The organism is Halomonas litopenaei, assembly GCF_017303055.1.
GTDB lineage: Bacteria > Pseudomonadota > Gammaproteobacteria > Pseudomonadales > Halomonadaceae > Halomonas > Halomonas litopenaei_A.
Genome location: NZ_JAEKJT010000005.1, coordinates 54,410 through 68,999 on the forward strand (window position 1 = coordinate 54,410; position 14,590 = coordinate 68,999).

A 14,590-nucleotide genomic window follows, 5' to 3' on the forward strand; every position below is an offset into this window, starting at 1 on the left:
TGTCATGTTGGACGACTCTCTCAAGCAACAGCTGAAAGCCTATCTCGAACGCGTCACTCGCCCCTTCGAGCTTGTCGCCACTCTGGATGACGGCGACAAGTCCAAGGAACTCCACGGTCTGCTGAGCGATATTGCCGCACTCAGTGACCATATCAGCCTGTCCACCGACGGCCAGGACCAGCGCGCGCCCTCCTTTGCCCTGCATCGCGACGGTGCCCCTACCGGGGTGGTGTTTGCCGGTATCCCGATGGGCCACGAATTCACTTCGCTGGTGCTGGCACTGCTGCAGGTGGGTGGCCATCCGCCCAAGGCCAGCGAAGACGTGATCGAACAGATCACGTCCCTCGATGCGGACATGCACTTCGAGACCTACTTCTCGCTGTCGTGCCAGAACTGCCCGGACGTGGTCCAGGCGCTGAACCTGATGGCTATCCTGAATCCGCGCATCTCCCACGATGCCATCGATGGCGCGCTGTTCCAGGACGAAGTGGCATCCCGCGAAATCATGTCGGTGCCCAGTGTCTATCTGAACGGGGCGCCCTTCGACCAGGGCCGCATGACGCTCGAACAGATTCTGGCCAAGGTCGACACCGGCGCGGAACAACGCGAAGCCGAGAAGCTGTCCGCCAAGCAGGCCTTCGATGTGCTGACCATCGGTGGTGGCCCCGCCGGTGCCGCCGCCTCGATCTACGCGGCGCGCAAGGGCATTCGCACTGGTGTGGCGGCAGACCGCTTTGGTGGTCAGGTACTCGATACCATGGCCATCGAGAACTTCATCTCGGTGCAGGAGACCGAAGGTCCCAAGCTCGCCACGGCGCTGGAAGAACACGTCAAGCAGTACGATGTGGATATCATGAATCTGCAGCGGGCTGTGGAACTGGTACCGGCCAGCACCCCGGGCGGCGAGCATGAGGTCCGCTTTGCCTCCGGTGCCAGCCTGCGCTCCAAGACCCTGATCCTGGCCACCGGTGCCCGCTGGCGCGAAATGAACGTGCCCGGCGAGTCCGAGTACCGCAATCGCGGCGTCGCCTATTGCCCCCATTGCGATGGCCCCCTGTACAAGGGCAAGCGGGTTGCGGTCATCGGCGGTGGCAACTCCGGCGTCGAGGCTGCCATCGACCTCGCGGGCATCGTCTCCCACGTGACCTTGTTCGAGTTCATGGACGAGCTGCGTGCCGATGCCGTGCTGCAGAAGAAACTGCGCAGCCTGCCCAATGTCGAGATCATTTCCGGGGCTCGCACCACCGAGATCAACGGCGACGGCAATCGCGTCACCGGCCTCAGCTACGAAGAGCGCTCCAGCGGCGAACTCAAGACGGTCGAGCTGGAAGGTGTCTTCGTGCAGATCGGCCTGGTACCCAACACCGAGTGGCTGAAGGATTCTCCGATCGAACTGTCTGAGCGCGGCGAGATCGTGACCGACGCCCACGCCATGACCTCAGTGCCGGGCATCTTTGCTGCTGGCGACGTCACTACCGTGCCGTACAAGCAGATCGTCATTGCCGTCGGTGAAGGCGCCACCGCTGCTCTCGGTGCCTTTGACTACCTGATCCGGCAGTAGCAAGCACTGAATACATGAGCCCAGCGATGCCTGGCACCCGCCGTGCAGCGACTCGACCATGCAGGCATTTGTGCAGCGTTCGAGTAAGGAAATCGCCGGCATCGAGACGTAACGACGTTCCCTGACGACATCGCAAGGCCCCCTTGCCCCTGCGATGTCCACGACCTGGAAGGTCGTGACTAGCCTGCCGCCCTCCGGGGCGGCTTTTTTATGCGCTCCAGAGCAATAGCCGCCCATCACACCGTGGCGGCGTTCACCAGGGCAGAAGCACCGCTGATATCTGGCAGGCACTCGCCCGCGGCCAAGCGCTCCAGGATGATCTCTTCCTGCCGCTGTAGCTCCAGGGTGTGATCGATCACTGCGTCGACCTCCGAGGGGGGGATGACCACCACGCCATTCTCGTCGGCCAGTACCACATCTCCCGCTGACACCACTACACCGCCGACGCTGACCGGCAGATTCATCGCGCCGCCCTGGTTGGCAAGCTTGGTGGTCAACGACGAGACACCGCGACTCCACACCGGAAAGCGCTTGGCCCTTATGGTCGCAAGGTCCGTGGCGGTGCCATCGATGATCACCCCGGCCAGTCCCAGACGAGAGCCAACCTCGGTCAGTACGCCACCCCAGCAGGCGTGATGTCGGTCGCCCTGACGGTCAATCACCAGGACGTCTCCCGGGCGCAGCAGACGCATCGCATGGTTGAGCAGGGTGCCATCCCCTGGTGGCAGTGACAGGGTGACGGCCACGCCGGCAACACGCACCTCATCGAGCTGACAGCGTATCTCGGGATCGATAAAGCCGCTCTCGCGGAAATGGCCGATGGTGGCGGTCTCGCACATCAGCAGGCGCTCGTGACGGGCTGCCTCCAGTGGGGCAGGAAGATCAGCAATGGTGTACATGTAACTCCCGTAATGCCATTACGTAACTAGCACGTTAACGGCTTGCAATGATGATTGAGGACCGCTGAGGCCGGTTGAGTAGGTAGCGCCAGGATCAGATCAAGCTGGGCAGCCAGGTGATCAACGCCGGCACCCAATAGAGCAGCAACATGCCCAGCAGGAAGCACAGCACGATGGGCCAGGCAGCAGCATAGATGGTCGGCATCGACACCGACGGCGCCCCGCCCTTGACCGCAAACAGGTTGTAGCCAAAGGGAGGTGTCAGGCTGCCCACCGCCAGATTGATCAAGAACAGCGTCCAGAACCATACCGGATCGAAGCCATAGGCCTTGACCAGCGGTGCATAGATGGGAATCACCACCATCATGAAGGCGATCTGGTCGATGAACATGCAGGCAATCAACGGGATCAGCATCAACAGCAGCAGCATCAGTCCGGCATTCAGGTCCATGGCGGTCGCCGCGGCGACAAGTCCCGAGGTTGCCCCGGTAAAGGACAACAGCTGACTGAACAGCTTGGAGCAGGCCAGGATCGTGATGATCATGGCGCTGATGGACAACGACGACAGCAACGCCTGGCCTGCCATCTTGAGGCTGAACTTGCGGTAGTAGATGGCCACCACAATGGCACCGAGCACCCCCGTAGCAGCGGACTCAGAAGGTGTCGCCACCCCCAGCATCATCAGCCCCAGCACCGAGAAGATGATGATCGAGAACGGCGCCATGTTGGCCAGGGCACGCCCTCGCTGTCGCCAGTTACCGCCACCGGAGTCATCCACCGCGGGGGCCCGCGACGGGTCCAGCAGCATGCGCACGACCACATAGGTGACGAACAGTCCGGCCAGCAGCATCCCCGGGATGATGCCGGCGATCAGCAGACGCGCGATGGAAACATCGACCATGGAGCCAATGATGATGACCAGCAGGCTCGGCGGAATGATCGGTGCAAGGCCGGCCCCTCCTAGTATCAGGCCGATCGACAGGCGGTCGTCATAGCCGCGCTGCTGCATCGTCGGCAGCGCTGAACGGCTGAGCATGGCCGTCACCGCCAGGGCCGACCCCGACAGGGCACCAAACAAGGTGGACAGTGCCACGACAAAGAAATAGAGACGTCCCTTGATGCGCCCCATCAGGGTGTCCAGGGAGTCAAAGATGACGTCTATGGAGCCTGAACGAAACAGCAGCTCCCCCATCAGCACAAACAGTGCGATGGTCGTCAGCGTCTCCGAGGTGACGGTGTCGTAGACACTGTTGGCGAACATGCCGAAGCCGGCGCTGCCCATCAGCCAGAACGTGCCGGCCACATTGATCGCCAGAAACGCCACGAAGACCGGCACGCCCAAGGCAAACAATCCCATCAGCAGGGCGATGGCCACGCCCAGGGTCACATACCACTCCATCACCTAGCTCTCCTGCTGTGGGCTGTCGCCGTGGGTGTCGCTGGGCCACTCGACGGTGGCGGGAAACACCGCGCGTCGCAGAAAATGCAGCGCCGTGTTGGTGAAGCCGTAGCCGATAAAGCTCGATACCCAGACCTTGGGGATGTCGAGCCCCATGGCCGTGGTGGTGCCACTCGCCAACTGGCGGGCGCTTTCGCTGATCAGCATCCACGCCGCCAGTCCACAGACCGCAGCGGTCAGCAGCGCCGTCACGCGCTCGAAGCCCTGCTGGCGCGCCGCCGGCAGGCTGTCCTGAACGACGCTGATCGCGATATGACCGCGAGTGCGAGCTAGCTCAGGCATGGCCAGGCTGGCGGAAAGACACAGGCAATAGGCGACGATGGAACTCGACCACAGGGTCGGAGCATTGAAAAAGTAGCGGGCCACCACTTCGATCCAGAAGCACACGACGATGCCACACAAGGTGGCACCGCCGAGGTAAAAGCCGAATCGCGTGAGGCCATCGTGCCAACGGGCAAGGGTAGCCAGCATGGGTGCCATCCGCTTAGGGGGTCATGTCGTTGCTTTCAGCGATCTCACGCATCTTGGCGACCGCTTCGGGGGACTTGTCGAGTCCGAGCTGCCAAATGCCTTCGGTCACCAGGGCGTCGAGCCGCTCGGCGTCTTCCGGCGCAAACTCGGTCTCCTGCATGCCCAGCTCCTTCAGGCGCTCCCACTCTTCCACGGCCAGCTGGTCGAGGATTCCGGCGATCTCAGCCTCGAGCGCTTCGCCCTGGGCCAGCAGCACGCTTTGCTCAGCGTCGTCGAGTCCGTTGAAGGTATCGAGGTTCATCAGCAGGTAGGTGTAGGTCTGGCCGAAGGTCGGCTTGGAGAAATACCCCGCCACTTCATGCCAGCCCAGGTCCTCGACGCCGTTGAGACCCCAGGCAGCACCGTCGATGACGTTACGGTCCAGGGAGGAATAGACGTCACCACTGGACATCAGTACCGGGGTGCCCCCCAGGCCCTGGGTCACGTTGGTGTAGGTGGGGCTGCCGCGCAGGCGTCGCCCTTCCAGTCCAGGCGTGCCATCGATGGGATCCTTGAGGATGTACTGGAAGCCACTGGAGCCCAGCGGGGGAATGGCCAGCAGCTTCAGGCCCAGCGCGTTGTATTCACTGTCGATAAAGTCCCACAGCCCGGATTCACGAGTCTTGGCAGGGTCGACGAAGACACCGTCCATGGCGGCACCGACGCCAGTGGTGTTCGTGTGGTAGGCGCCATGGGTGTAGAGCAGGTCGAACACCCCTGCCGAGACCGGCTGCAGCTGTTCGAAGGGCGGCACCACATCGGGTCCATTGAGGGCAATGTTGACGTCGCCATCGCTGGCGCTCTGGACCTTGTCGATGTAGCGCTGGGCGACTTCACGGGTGTAGGCCGACGTCAGATCATAGCTCGACAGCATACGCAGGTCGGTCGCCTCGGCAGGCGTCGAAACGGCGGACAGGGTCAGGCTTGAAAGCGACAGCGCTGACACGGTCAGCAGAGAGCGGGAGAGTCGGGACAGGGAGCGATTCATGGGTTTCCTCGCGATTATGGTTGTTATCATCCGTGGCCGAGGCGGGAGGTGCCTGGCAAAAGGTTCCTGGATACCTTTTCAATCTAGTCAGGGCACGACGCCAGGGTCAACGACTATCAGGCCACGGAGTTTTTCGATTTTTAATACTTAGAATTTATGTGATTTATGCAAAAAAATACACACATAAACTCGCTAGAAGTAACGGCGCATTTTAAGCTGAGCCACAGCGGAAAAATCACCAAAAAGGTGCAACCGATGCGCCAGGGCGTCATGCCACGTCTGGTGTCCGTGCCCTCGGCATCGCTCACAACAGCAACAACAGCGATGCCAGCAGCGATGACAAGCCCAATATCAACAACAACGCCCACCATAGCGAAAGGAGCCAGCGATGCGGCCGATTCACGATACTCTGGACTGGAATCTGCTACGTACCTTCATCGTCATCGTTCAGGAAGAAAGCGTCAGCAAGGCCGCCGTGCGCCTGTATCTGTCGCAGCCGGCGGTCAGCCTGTCGCTGAAACGCCTGGAGGAGCGGCTCGGGCAAAAGCTGATCGAGCGCGACAGCCATCGCTTTCGGGTGACCCAGGCGGGCCAGCTGGTGTATCGCGAGGCGGTGGATATCTACGCCAACGTAGCGCGCCTGGCGGCATCGGTGGGAGAGGCGGATCCCGAGGTCGCCGGCCACGTCTCACTGGCGTTTATCACCGGCATTCAATGTCGCTTTCTCGACAGCGTGCTGGCCGCCTTCCATCGTCGCTATCCGCAGATCACCTTCGAGATCGAGGACATGTCCAGTCAGGAGGTGCAGCATGTGCTGTCCCAGCGCCAGAGCGCCCTGGGCATCTGTCTGGCCCAGGGCTGCCCGGATAATCTCGACAGCCAGATTCTGGCCCGTCAGCGCTATCGCCTGTTCTGTGGCCGCAGCCATCGGCTGTTCGGCAGGGACAACCTGCCGATGGACGAACTCCAGCGTGAGGCCTACGTATCCTTCGGTAGCGAACAGCTCGACGGAGTGCTGTCGCCGCTGGCCGTGTTTCGCGCCCAGCACGGTCTCAAGGGCCCGGTGGTAGGCCAGTCCAGTCGCCTGCAGGAAATTGAGCGCATGGTCATGGCGGGATGGGGCATCGGCTGTCTGCCAGAACACCTGGTCGCCCGAGAGGTCGCGGACGGCGACCTGTGGCCATTGCCGCCCTACGCCGGCGTGGCCGACATCGACCTGCACGTGATGTGGCATCGTGAAGGTCGCGCCAGTGTTGCCGAGACGACCTTCATCGAGTTCTTTCAGACCTGCATGGCCAAGGTGCCGATGGAAGCTCGGCTGACGACCGGTATCGACATGGCCGATGCCGCCCTGACTCCGCTCGCCGCCTCGCTCAGCCCCGACGAGCCAGGCTAGCCACCTGCGCGATAAGCTGGGCGATAAGCGGGGCTATAAGCGGGGCTATAAGCAGGGCTATCACCGGCTCAGGGCCGCCTCGCGAATCGCGCTTAGACGTTTGCCGGGGGCGATGCCGTCGGTTTCGTAGCGCAGCTCGATCAAGGCTGGGCGCCGCTCACGCTCGGCGTAGGCCAAAGCACGCTCAAAGGCGCCGTCGAAGTCCGCGTCACGCTCAACGACTTCGCCCAGGCCACCGTAGGACTCCACCAGGGTGGTAAACGCCGGGTTGGTAAAGGTCAGCGCAATCTCACGCCCCGGAAAGTCATTTTCCTGATGGGCGCGAATGGTGCCCCACATGCCGTTGTTGAACACCAGCACCACGATACCCACGCCATACTGCAGTGCGACCCCCAGCTCCTGCAGGTTCATCTGGAAGCAGCCGTCCCCGGCGAAGCACACGGCAGGACGATCAGGGTATTCAAGCTTGTATGAGATCGCGGCCGGCAGCCCGTAGCCCATTGACCCTACGGTCGGCGCCAGTGAGCTGCCGAGGCCGGAAAAGCGCACGTAGCGGTGGGCATAAAGCGCGTAGTTGCCTGCCCCCACCGTGACGCAGCCCTGTCCCTGCAGCCGACGGTCCACGCTGCAAGCGACACGGTCGAGGCTCAGCGGTCCCGGCGCGGGCTGCGGCTCAAGGGTTGCCAGATAATCGGCACGGGCGGCACGGGTCTGCTCGGCCCAACGTGGCGGCGCATCAGGGGCCAGCGCGTCCAGGCCGCTGGCAAATCCGACCACGTCAGCGTTGATCGCGAGGTCAGCATGATAGACCCGGCCCAACTCCTCCGGGTCCGGATAGACATGCACCAGCGTCTGGCGGGGACTCGGCGACTGAATCCAGGAGTAGCCTTCGCTGGTCGCCTCCCCCATGCGAGTGCCGACAGCGATCAGCAGGTCGCTGTGTTTCAGGCGCTCGCGCAGGGCGTCGTCCATGGCAAAGCCGACATGTCCGGCGAACCGTTCATCGTGCTGGTCATAGCATTCCAGCCGGCGCCAGGCGACGCCCACCGGCAAGTCGAAGCGCTCGGCAAAGGCGACCATTTGCGCCTGGGCCTCGCTCGTCCAGCCGCTGCCGCCAATCAACAGGAAAGGACGCTCGGCCTCGGCCAGGCGTGCCTTCAGTTCAGCCAACTGATCGCGTGAGGGATAGCTATGCAAGGCTGCCATGGGCCGGGCGTCAGCAACCTCCGCTTCGCCCCACAGGGTGTCTTCGGGCAGCGCCAGCACCACCGGCCCCGGTCGACCGCTGGTGGCCACGCGGTAGGCACGGGCAATGTACTCGGGAATGCGATCGGTGGCATCAATCTGCGCCACCCACTTGGCCATGGGGCCAAACATGCGACGGTAGTCGATCTCCTGGAAGGCCTCGCGCTCCACGAAATCATTCCCCACCTGGCCGACGAACAGAATCATCGGCGTGGAGTCCTGGTAAGCGGTATGCACGCCGATGGACGCGTTGGTGGCTCCGGGTCCTCGTGTGACGAAGCAGATGCCGGGCTCGTTGGTCAGCTTGCCGTAGGCCTCGGCCATATAGGCCGCGCCGCTTTCCTGTCGACAGACGATGGGGTCGATGGCACCACGGTGCTCGTTCAAGGCATCAATGCACGGTAGATAGCTTTCACCAGGCACCAGAAAGACTCGGCGCGCGCCGTGTAACCGCAGTTGATCCATCAGGATCTGACCACCGTTGCGGCGTGGTTGAGAGGCAGAAGTCACGGCAGTTGTCGCTGGCTGGCTCATGTCAGAGTTCTCGATATCGTTGTTGGTATGAAAAGGCAATTCAGGCGTCACCGAGGACGCGATGAACGGTGGCCACCTGGTCTGGCAGCACCACACAGCGCGCGCGAATGCCACGGGACCTGGCCCAGGCCAGATCGTCGTCGATGCCCTGCGGATAGGGCCATGGGCCATCGATGGCCAGGCACTGGGCCTCGGCACAGGCGGCGAAGAAGCGCTCGCGCCAGGGGGCCAGCACCTGGACGCGGTGACTCACGTCAGCGTCGGCGGCCACCCCCAGATCCCGAGACAGGTCGCCGGTACCCAGCAGCGCCGCCGTGACTCTTGGGCTGGCCTTGAGGATGTGCTGGGCGGCTTGCACGCCAACGCGGCTCTCCAATGTCGGAATCAGCGCCGTCGACCCCTGCTCCAGGCGGCCGCGGCGCTCTTCCCGTGCCATGGCCATCGCCAGCAGCACGATGTCCATGGACGACTCGACCTGGGGCAGGAAGATGGCGGCCGGCAGCCCACGCATCAGCACCGCCAGTTCGCCATCACCGCCTTGAGCCAGCGGGTTGATGCGCGCCATGGGCAGGCGCCCCCGCTGACGGCAACGCTCGGCAAAGGACGCAAAGTCGATGCAGGCACGGGACCGCTGCGGCGCGGGGGTGAACTCCTCCAGGTCGACAATGATCGCCTCGGCGCCACTTGCCAGCGCCTCTTCCAGACGCTGCGGGTCATGTCCTGGCACGAACAGCCAGCTACGGCAGGCGCTGAGAGGAGCGCTGATCGACGTCGTGGCACTCATGACGGTCACTCCATCAAGTTGGGCAGGAACAGGACGATGTCCGGCACGAAGGTAATCAGCAGCAGCACCGCCACCATGGCCCCCAGCATCAGTCCCAGATAGCGCAGCGACTCCATGACGCTGATACCGGCAATACGGCAGGCAGCCATCAGGTCGACACCCAGTGGCGGAGTATTCGCACCAATCGCCAGATTCACCGTCAGCAGCACCCCGAAGTGGACCGGGTCAATGCCATACTGACCGAGCAGCGGCATCACGATAGGGGTGACAATGATGATGATCGCGATGCTCTCCATGAAGGAGCCGAGCACCAGCAACACGGCGGTCAGCAGCAGCAATACGCCGTAGCGGCTGTCGGTGATGTCACCAATCAGCGCGGCGATGGCCTGGGGCACCTGCTCGTAGGTCAAACCCCAGGCAAACATGCCGGCCGCCCCGATGATGATCAGGATCGCCCCGGAGGTCTCGGCGGTGGCGATGACACTGTCGACGATGTCCTTGAGACTCAGGCTGCGGTAGATCAGGGTGCCGACGATCAGCGCGTAGACGATGGCCGAGGCAGCCGCCTCGGTAGGCGTGAAGACGCCAAACCGAATGCCTCCGATAATCAGCACAGGTACCAGCAGGGCCGGCAAGGCGGCAATGAATGCCCGGCGACGCTCGCCTGGCTCGGGCCGGGTGCCGCCGCTCCAGCCGTTGCGCCGAGAGACGTAGATGGCCACGCCTACCAGGGCCAGGGTCAGCAGCAGCCCGGGGATCACACCGCCCATGAACAGTTTGCCGACGGAGGTGTTGGAGGTCGTACCGTAGACAATCATGACGATGCTGGGCGGTATGACCGTACCGATGGAGCTGGCAGTACCGACCAGGGCACTGCTGAAGCCACGGTGATAGCCGCTGCGCTGCATCGCCGGCAGCAGCATGCTGCCGATGGCAATGACGTCAGCCACGCCGGAGCCAGACAGCGCACCGAACATCATGCACGCCAGCACCGCCACTACCGCCAGTCCGCCCTTGATATCGCCCACCAGAGCCATGCACAGGCGCACCAGGCGCTGGGTCAGACCTGCATGGTTCATCAGCTGGGCGGCCAGCACGAACAGCGGAATGGCGAGCAGGGTGAAGCTTTCCATGCCGGCCACGAACTGCTGGGCCGATACCATCATTGGCGCGGCACCGAACATCAGCAGGTACGACAGCACCGCCAGGATCAGGCCGAAGGCAATCGGAATGTCGATCAGGATGGCCAGGGCGAAAACGCCCACCAGGGTCAGGGCTCCCAGGGTCATGATGCACGCTCCTCAGTCACCGGCGCTGGGGCCAGCACGTGGCCACACTGCATCAACGCCATCGCCCCACAGCAGACCGGGACCGACAGGTAGACCAGCCCGGCCGGCAGCTGCAGCGCGGTGGTGGTCTGGGACATGGTCAACCAGGCCAGGTCCCACCCGGCCTTGGCCAGTATCAGCAGCATGACCAACAGCAAAAGGTCGGTCATGCGCGTGATCACGCGGCGTAGTGAAGGGGCAGTGACCAACAGCGGCAGCAGACCGGCATTCAGATGGCTGCGCTTGTGGGTGCAGGCGATTCCGGCCAGCAGAGCCGTCCAGACCAGTACCAGCTGGGGCAGCTCTTCTGCCCAGTGTGGCGGTGCCCCTACCACCCAGCGCATGAACACCGAGTAGGCCACCAGTGCCGCCAGCATGGCGGCACCGATACCGGCAAGCGCCAGGCTCAGGCGCGAGACGAAACGAGCGAGAGTCGCGAGTCCCATGGGGCTCACTGACCTTCACGATAGCGCTTGACCAGACCCATCAGCTCGCTGCCGAACACGTCTTCGTAGTCTGACCAGACACCCTGTACCGCCGCATTGAAGGGCGCGGTATCGACCTGGTTGACGCTCATGCCTTCTGCTTCGAGCTCGGCCACCAGGCGCGAGTCATCTTCCTGGGTCATGCGACGCTGCTCATCCCGCCACTGGTTCGCCAGCGTCTGGACGACCGTCTGATCCTCCTCGGACAGTCGCTGCCATACCGTATTGGCAACGGTCAGGCAGGCGGGCGCCCAGACATGTCCGGTCAACGAGACATAGTCCTGCACCTCGAAGAACGACGAGGAGTGGATGATGGACAGCGGATTCTCCTGAGCGTCGAACACGCCTTGCTGGAGTGCCGAGTAGAGCTCACCAAAGGACAGGGGAGCGGGGCTCGCGCCAAGGGCGGTAAAGGTGTCCAGGCGCATCTTGTCCGGAGTCACCCGAATCTTGAGGCCGGCCAGGTCCTCGGGCGTTTCCACCGGGGCGCGGTTGTTGGTGACGTGGCGGAAACCGTTTTCCCACCAGGACAGAATCTTCATGTTGTAGCCCGCGGCGATCTCTTCCAGCGCGCTACCCAGGTCACCGTCGTAGGCGGCATAGGCGTCTTCGCGGTCCGCCCAGGAATAGGGCAGCTCGACGATGCCAAAGCGTGCATCAAGCGGCTGGAAGGAGCCGCACCCGATGACTCCCGCCGGAACGCTGCCAATCTGCATGCCTTCCACCATGGTCTTCTCGTTGCCGAGCTGGCCACTGGGAAAGACCTGGAAGTTGACGCGCCCTTCGGTCGCCTCGCGCACGTCGTCGGCGAAGCCTTCCGCGGCGATATGCCAGCTATGGGTGGGTGCCAGCACGTGGCCCAGCTTGATATCGAGAGCGTGAGCGGAAGAAGACAGTCCGGCAAAGGCGCCAAGCGCCAGCACACCAAGTGTTCTTGAGTTCATGAGTCTGCCCGAGTGATGTTGTGATTGTGGGAACGGGACCAGCAGGACGCAGGCCTACCGGCATCACAAGAGAGTCGGACAGGGGGATGTATAAGACAATTTTCGAGATTTTATTCTTTGAATAAGCATGGCTTATTCAAGACCGTCACCGCATGTCGGCCACCCGCTGCTCCACAGGCAGGACAACGCGCTGCGACACGGCGACGGCTAACGCTACCAGTGAAGAAAACGCACTACCTCTTCGGTGTAAAAAGCCCGTTCCGGTGACTCAGATCATGCCGCCCAGCGGCAATGGCACAAGCTCCTCAACCTTGCTTCATCACAGGTCGATAACCCTCGCATCACCGCTACCTGCTGCCGTCATGGGGGAAGTGAGCACTCGCCACTTCCTCCCTGCGACAGGCGATAGCACTCTTTCATCGCGAGCCCGTACCCATGACATCACTTCTCAATCGCCTGAGCATGGGAGGTAAATTCCTCCTCGTGCTGTCTATTCCCTTGTTGGCCATCACATGGATCACCATCACGACGGTCATGGACCGCAAGGCAGTCGTGGCCGAGATGGAGGATCTGCAGGAGATGGCCACTCTCAGCAGATATGCGGGCAACCTGGTGCATCAGCTTCAGCGTGAGCGGGGCATGACCGCCGCCTTTGTCAGCAGCCATGGCGTCAACTACCGCACGGAGCTGCCTGGACAGCGGCAGGCAACCAGCGTCGAAGCGGATGCCTTTAACGACCATGTCGCTGCAATCGACTTTTCTCATCACGACGCCAGGGTTGAGTCGCAGGTCAAGCATGCACTGAGCCTGCTCCAGAAGACGGACCAGCTGCGCCAGCGCGCCGACAACCTCGCGGCAAGTGCCGAGGACGTCACGGATGCTTACAGCGCGATCAACGAGGCGCTGATCGACATCGTCGCCAAGGAGACCTTCGGCATTGATCAGGGCGACGTCTCGCGGCAATTGACTGGCTACTACGATCTGCTGAACATCAAGGAGCTTGCCGGGATCGAGCGTGCGGTGCTGGCCGCTGCCTTCAGCGCCGACTCCCTGTCGACCAGCATGTTCAGAAAACTCCTCGCGCTGATCGTGAAATCCGACGTCCACAGGAAGAACTTCCTTGAGCTGTCTCCACAGGACAGCCAGCTCGCGCTGCAGGAGTTGCTCGACAGTCCTCTGGGCACAGAGCTCACCACCATGCGCGAGGTGGTCTTCGACAAGTCGACCAATGGTGGCTTCGGTATCGATCCCCACACCTGGTTCGACGCCCAGACAGCCTTCATCGATGGCCTGAAAGACGTTGCCATGAATACCGAGCAGACGCTCTACGAGACGACCGAACACCTTCAGCAACAAGCCCTCGAGCAACTGATCTACCAAGGGCTTGTCATGCTGGCGGTGGTGATCATCACCCTGAGCTTCTCGCTCATCACGGCACGCAGCGTGGTGCGGCCACTGTCGACCGCGGTGGCGGAGATCAGCAAACAGAAAGATGACCTGACCAAGCGCCTGGAGGTGGCTGGCGCCGATGAACTGTCGACACTGTATCGGGCCTTCAACGGCGCCTTGAGCAACATGGCGAGCCTGGTGATCAACCTGAAGCGCGGTTCCAGTGCCGTCGAGGCGGTGAGTGGCGAGATTGCCCGGGACAATCAGGACCTGGCCAGCAGAACGGAGCAGCAGGCCGCCTCACTGGTCGAGACCGCTTCCAGCATGGAACAGATCACGGCGACCGTGAAACAGACCTCGGACTCCGCTCAGCAGGCCCAGGCAATGACCCAAGAGGTGGCCAGTCGAGCCAGTAACGTCAGCCACAATGCCGCCCAGACCCGTGAGGCCATGGCAGACATACGTGACGCCAACAAGGAGGTCACCAAGATCGTGGAAGCGATAGACGATATTGCCTTCCAGACCAATATCCTTGCCCTTAACGCCTCTGTCGAAGCGGCACGTGCCGGTGATCAAGGACGAGGATTTTCCGTGGTGGCCTCGGAGGTCCAGAAGCTGGCCAGTCGTTGTGCGGAGGAGGCCACCCTCATCCGCCAGTTGATCAACACGAACACGCAGCGAGTCGATCGGGGGGAGCAGCTGGTGGTATCTACCAGCGAGGCCCTGGACACCATTTCGGAGCATGCCCAACGCACGGCGACGCTGGTCTCCGAAATATCGATCGCCGCTAGCGAGCAGTCTCTGGGCATTGAGCAGGTCAACCAGGCACTGGCACAGCTGGAAGACGTGACCCAGCAAAACGCCAACCTTGTGGTAAGGGTGGCGGCGGCAGGCCAGGCGCTGGATCAACGCGCCCGTGAGATGGCCGCATTGGTGGGGCGCTTCAAGGTAGACGACTCGGCCAGCCACTTGAGGACGGACAGCGCCTCACTGCTGGCAGATGCGTCGTCTTCGTCACTACAAACATGACCTGGATCATCGAAAGCGCTGACTCTCGGTCAGGTCAAA

12 protein-coding genes are annotated in these 14,590 nt (G+C 62.5%); 3 read left to right on the plus strand and 9 right to left on the minus strand.

Going from position 1 to position 14,590, the window contains the following annotated elements; genetic code table 11:
- The first annotated feature begins 4 nt into the window (after positions 1-4).
- Positions 5-1,561 (plus strand): alkyl hydroperoxide reductase subunit F, encoded by a 1,557-nt coding sequence (gene ahpF, locus JF545_RS10370; protein ID WP_206941925.1) that lies wholly within the window; start codon positions 5-7, stop codon positions 1,559-1,561.
- 236 nt (positions 1,562-1,797) lie between these two features.
- On the opposite strand, the gene JF545_RS10375 is transcribed toward ahpF, so the two are convergent.
- The 4 genes from JF545_RS10375 to dctP all read right to left on the minus strand — a co-directional run bounded on the left by JF545_RS10375 (position 1,798) and on the right by dctP (position 5,417).
- On the minus strand, positions 1,798-2,460 hold the full coding sequence (locus tag JF545_RS10375; protein ID WP_206941927.1) for an RraA family protein: 663 nt from the start codon (positions 2,458-2,460) through the stop codon (positions 1,798-1,800).
- A 94-nt stretch (positions 2,461-2,554) separates the two neighbouring features.
- A complete protein-coding gene (locus JF545_RS10380) occupies positions 2,555-3,859 on the minus strand; it encodes a TRAP transporter large permease (protein WP_206942559.1) in 1,305 nt (434 codons plus the stop codon).
- Between the two features lie 3 nt (positions 3,860-3,862).
- Complete coding sequence (locus JF545_RS10385) at positions 3,863-4,390, minus strand: TRAP transporter small permease (protein WP_206941929.1); 528 nt, start codon at positions 4,388-4,390, stop codon at positions 3,863-3,865.
- Positions 4,391-4,403: 13 nt separating this feature from the next.
- Complete coding sequence (dctP, locus tag JF545_RS10390; protein ID WP_206941931.1) at positions 4,404-5,417, minus strand: TRAP transporter substrate-binding protein DctP; 1,014 nt, start codon at positions 5,415-5,417, stop codon at positions 4,404-4,406.
- Positions 5,418-5,805: 388 nt separating this feature from the next.
- Here dctP and JF545_RS10395 point away from each other — a divergent pair, with 388 nt between their 5' ends.
- Complete coding sequence (locus JF545_RS10395) at positions 5,806-6,813, plus strand: LysR family transcriptional regulator (protein WP_206941933.1); 1,008 nt, start codon at positions 5,806-5,808, stop codon at positions 6,811-6,813.
- A gap of 60 nt (positions 6,814-6,873) precedes the next feature.
- Here the strand turns inward: JF545_RS10395 and JF545_RS10400 are convergent, their stop codons facing one another.
- The 5 genes from JF545_RS10400 to JF545_RS10420 form a co-directional block, all read right to left on the minus strand.
- Entirely contained in the window at positions 6,874-8,568 is a 1,695-nt protein-coding gene (locus JF545_RS10400; protein WP_315900645.1) for a thiamine pyrophosphate-binding protein, read from the minus strand.
- Positions 8,569-8,632: 64 nt separating this feature from the next.
- Positions 8,633-9,376, minus strand: coding sequence for an HpcH/HpaI aldolase/citrate lyase family protein (locus tag JF545_RS10405; protein ID WP_206941937.1), 744 nt, complete (start codon positions 9,374-9,376; stop codon positions 8,633-8,635).
- 5 nt (positions 9,377-9,381) lie between these two features.
- A complete protein-coding gene (locus JF545_RS10410; RefSeq protein WP_206941939.1) occupies positions 9,382-10,665 on the minus strand; it encodes a TRAP transporter large permease in 1,284 nt (427 codons plus the stop codon).
- Complete coding sequence (locus JF545_RS10415) at positions 10,662-11,150, minus strand: TRAP transporter small permease (RefSeq protein WP_206941941.1); 489 nt, start codon at positions 11,148-11,150, stop codon at positions 10,662-10,664. Before JF545_RS10415 ends, JF545_RS10410 begins: the two co-directional genes overlap by 4 nt.
- A gap of 5 nt (positions 11,151-11,155) precedes the next feature.
- Entirely contained in the window at positions 11,156-12,133 is a 978-nt protein-coding gene (locus JF545_RS10420) for a DctP family TRAP transporter solute-binding subunit (RefSeq protein WP_206941943.1), read from the minus strand.
- A 435-nt stretch (positions 12,134-12,568) separates the two neighbouring features.
- Between JF545_RS10420 and JF545_RS10425 the strand changes: the two genes are divergently transcribed.
- Positions 12,569-14,551 (plus strand): nitrate- and nitrite sensing domain-containing protein, encoded by a 1,983-nt coding sequence (locus JF545_RS10425; protein WP_206941945.1) that lies wholly within the window; start codon positions 12,569-12,571, stop codon positions 14,549-14,551.
- Positions 14,552-14,590: the final 39 nt, after the last annotated feature.

Excerpts from the sequence above, each read along its gene's own strand:
- JF545_RS10420 (WP_206941943.1), bottom strand. The coding sequence starts at position 12,133 with ATGAACTCAAGAACACTTGGTGTGCTGGCGCTTGGCGCCTTTGCCGGA.
- JF545_RS10425 (WP_206941945.1), top strand. The coding sequence starts at position 12,569 with ATGACATCACTTCTCAATCGCCTGAGCATGGGAGGTAAATTCCTCCTC.
- JF545_RS10410 (WP_206941939.1), bottom strand. The coding sequence starts at position 10,665 with ATGACCCTGGGAGCCCTGACCCTGGTGGGCGTTTTCGCCCTGGCCATC.
- JF545_RS10405 (WP_206941937.1), bottom strand. The coding sequence starts at position 9,376 with ATGAGTGCCACGACGTCGATCAGCGCTCCTCTCAGCGCCTGCCGTAGC.
- JF545_RS10415 (WP_206941941.1), bottom strand. The coding sequence starts at position 11,150 with ATGGGACTCGCGACTCTCGCTCGTTTCGTCTCGCGCCTGAGCCTGGCG.
- JF545_RS10375 (WP_206941927.1), bottom strand. The coding sequence starts at position 2,460 with ATGTACACCATTGCTGATCTTCCTGCCCCACTGGAGGCAGCCCGTCAC.
- dctP (WP_206941931.1), bottom strand. The coding sequence starts at position 5,417 with ATGAATCGCTCCCTGTCCCGACTCTCCCGCTCTCTGCTGACCGTGTCA.
- JF545_RS10385 (WP_206941929.1), bottom strand. The coding sequence starts at position 4,390 with ATGCTGGCTACCCTTGCCCGTTGGCACGATGGCCTCACGCGATTCGGC.
- JF545_RS10380 (WP_206942559.1), bottom strand. The coding sequence starts at position 3,859 with ATGGAGTGGTATGTGACCCTGGGCGTGGCCATCGCCCTGCTGATGGGA.
- JF545_RS10395 (WP_206941933.1), top strand. The coding sequence starts at position 5,806 with ATGCGGCCGATTCACGATACTCTGGACTGGAATCTGCTACGTACCTTC.
- ahpF (WP_206941925.1), top strand. The coding sequence starts at position 5 with ATGTTGGACGACTCTCTCAAGCAACAGCTGAAAGCCTATCTCGAACGC.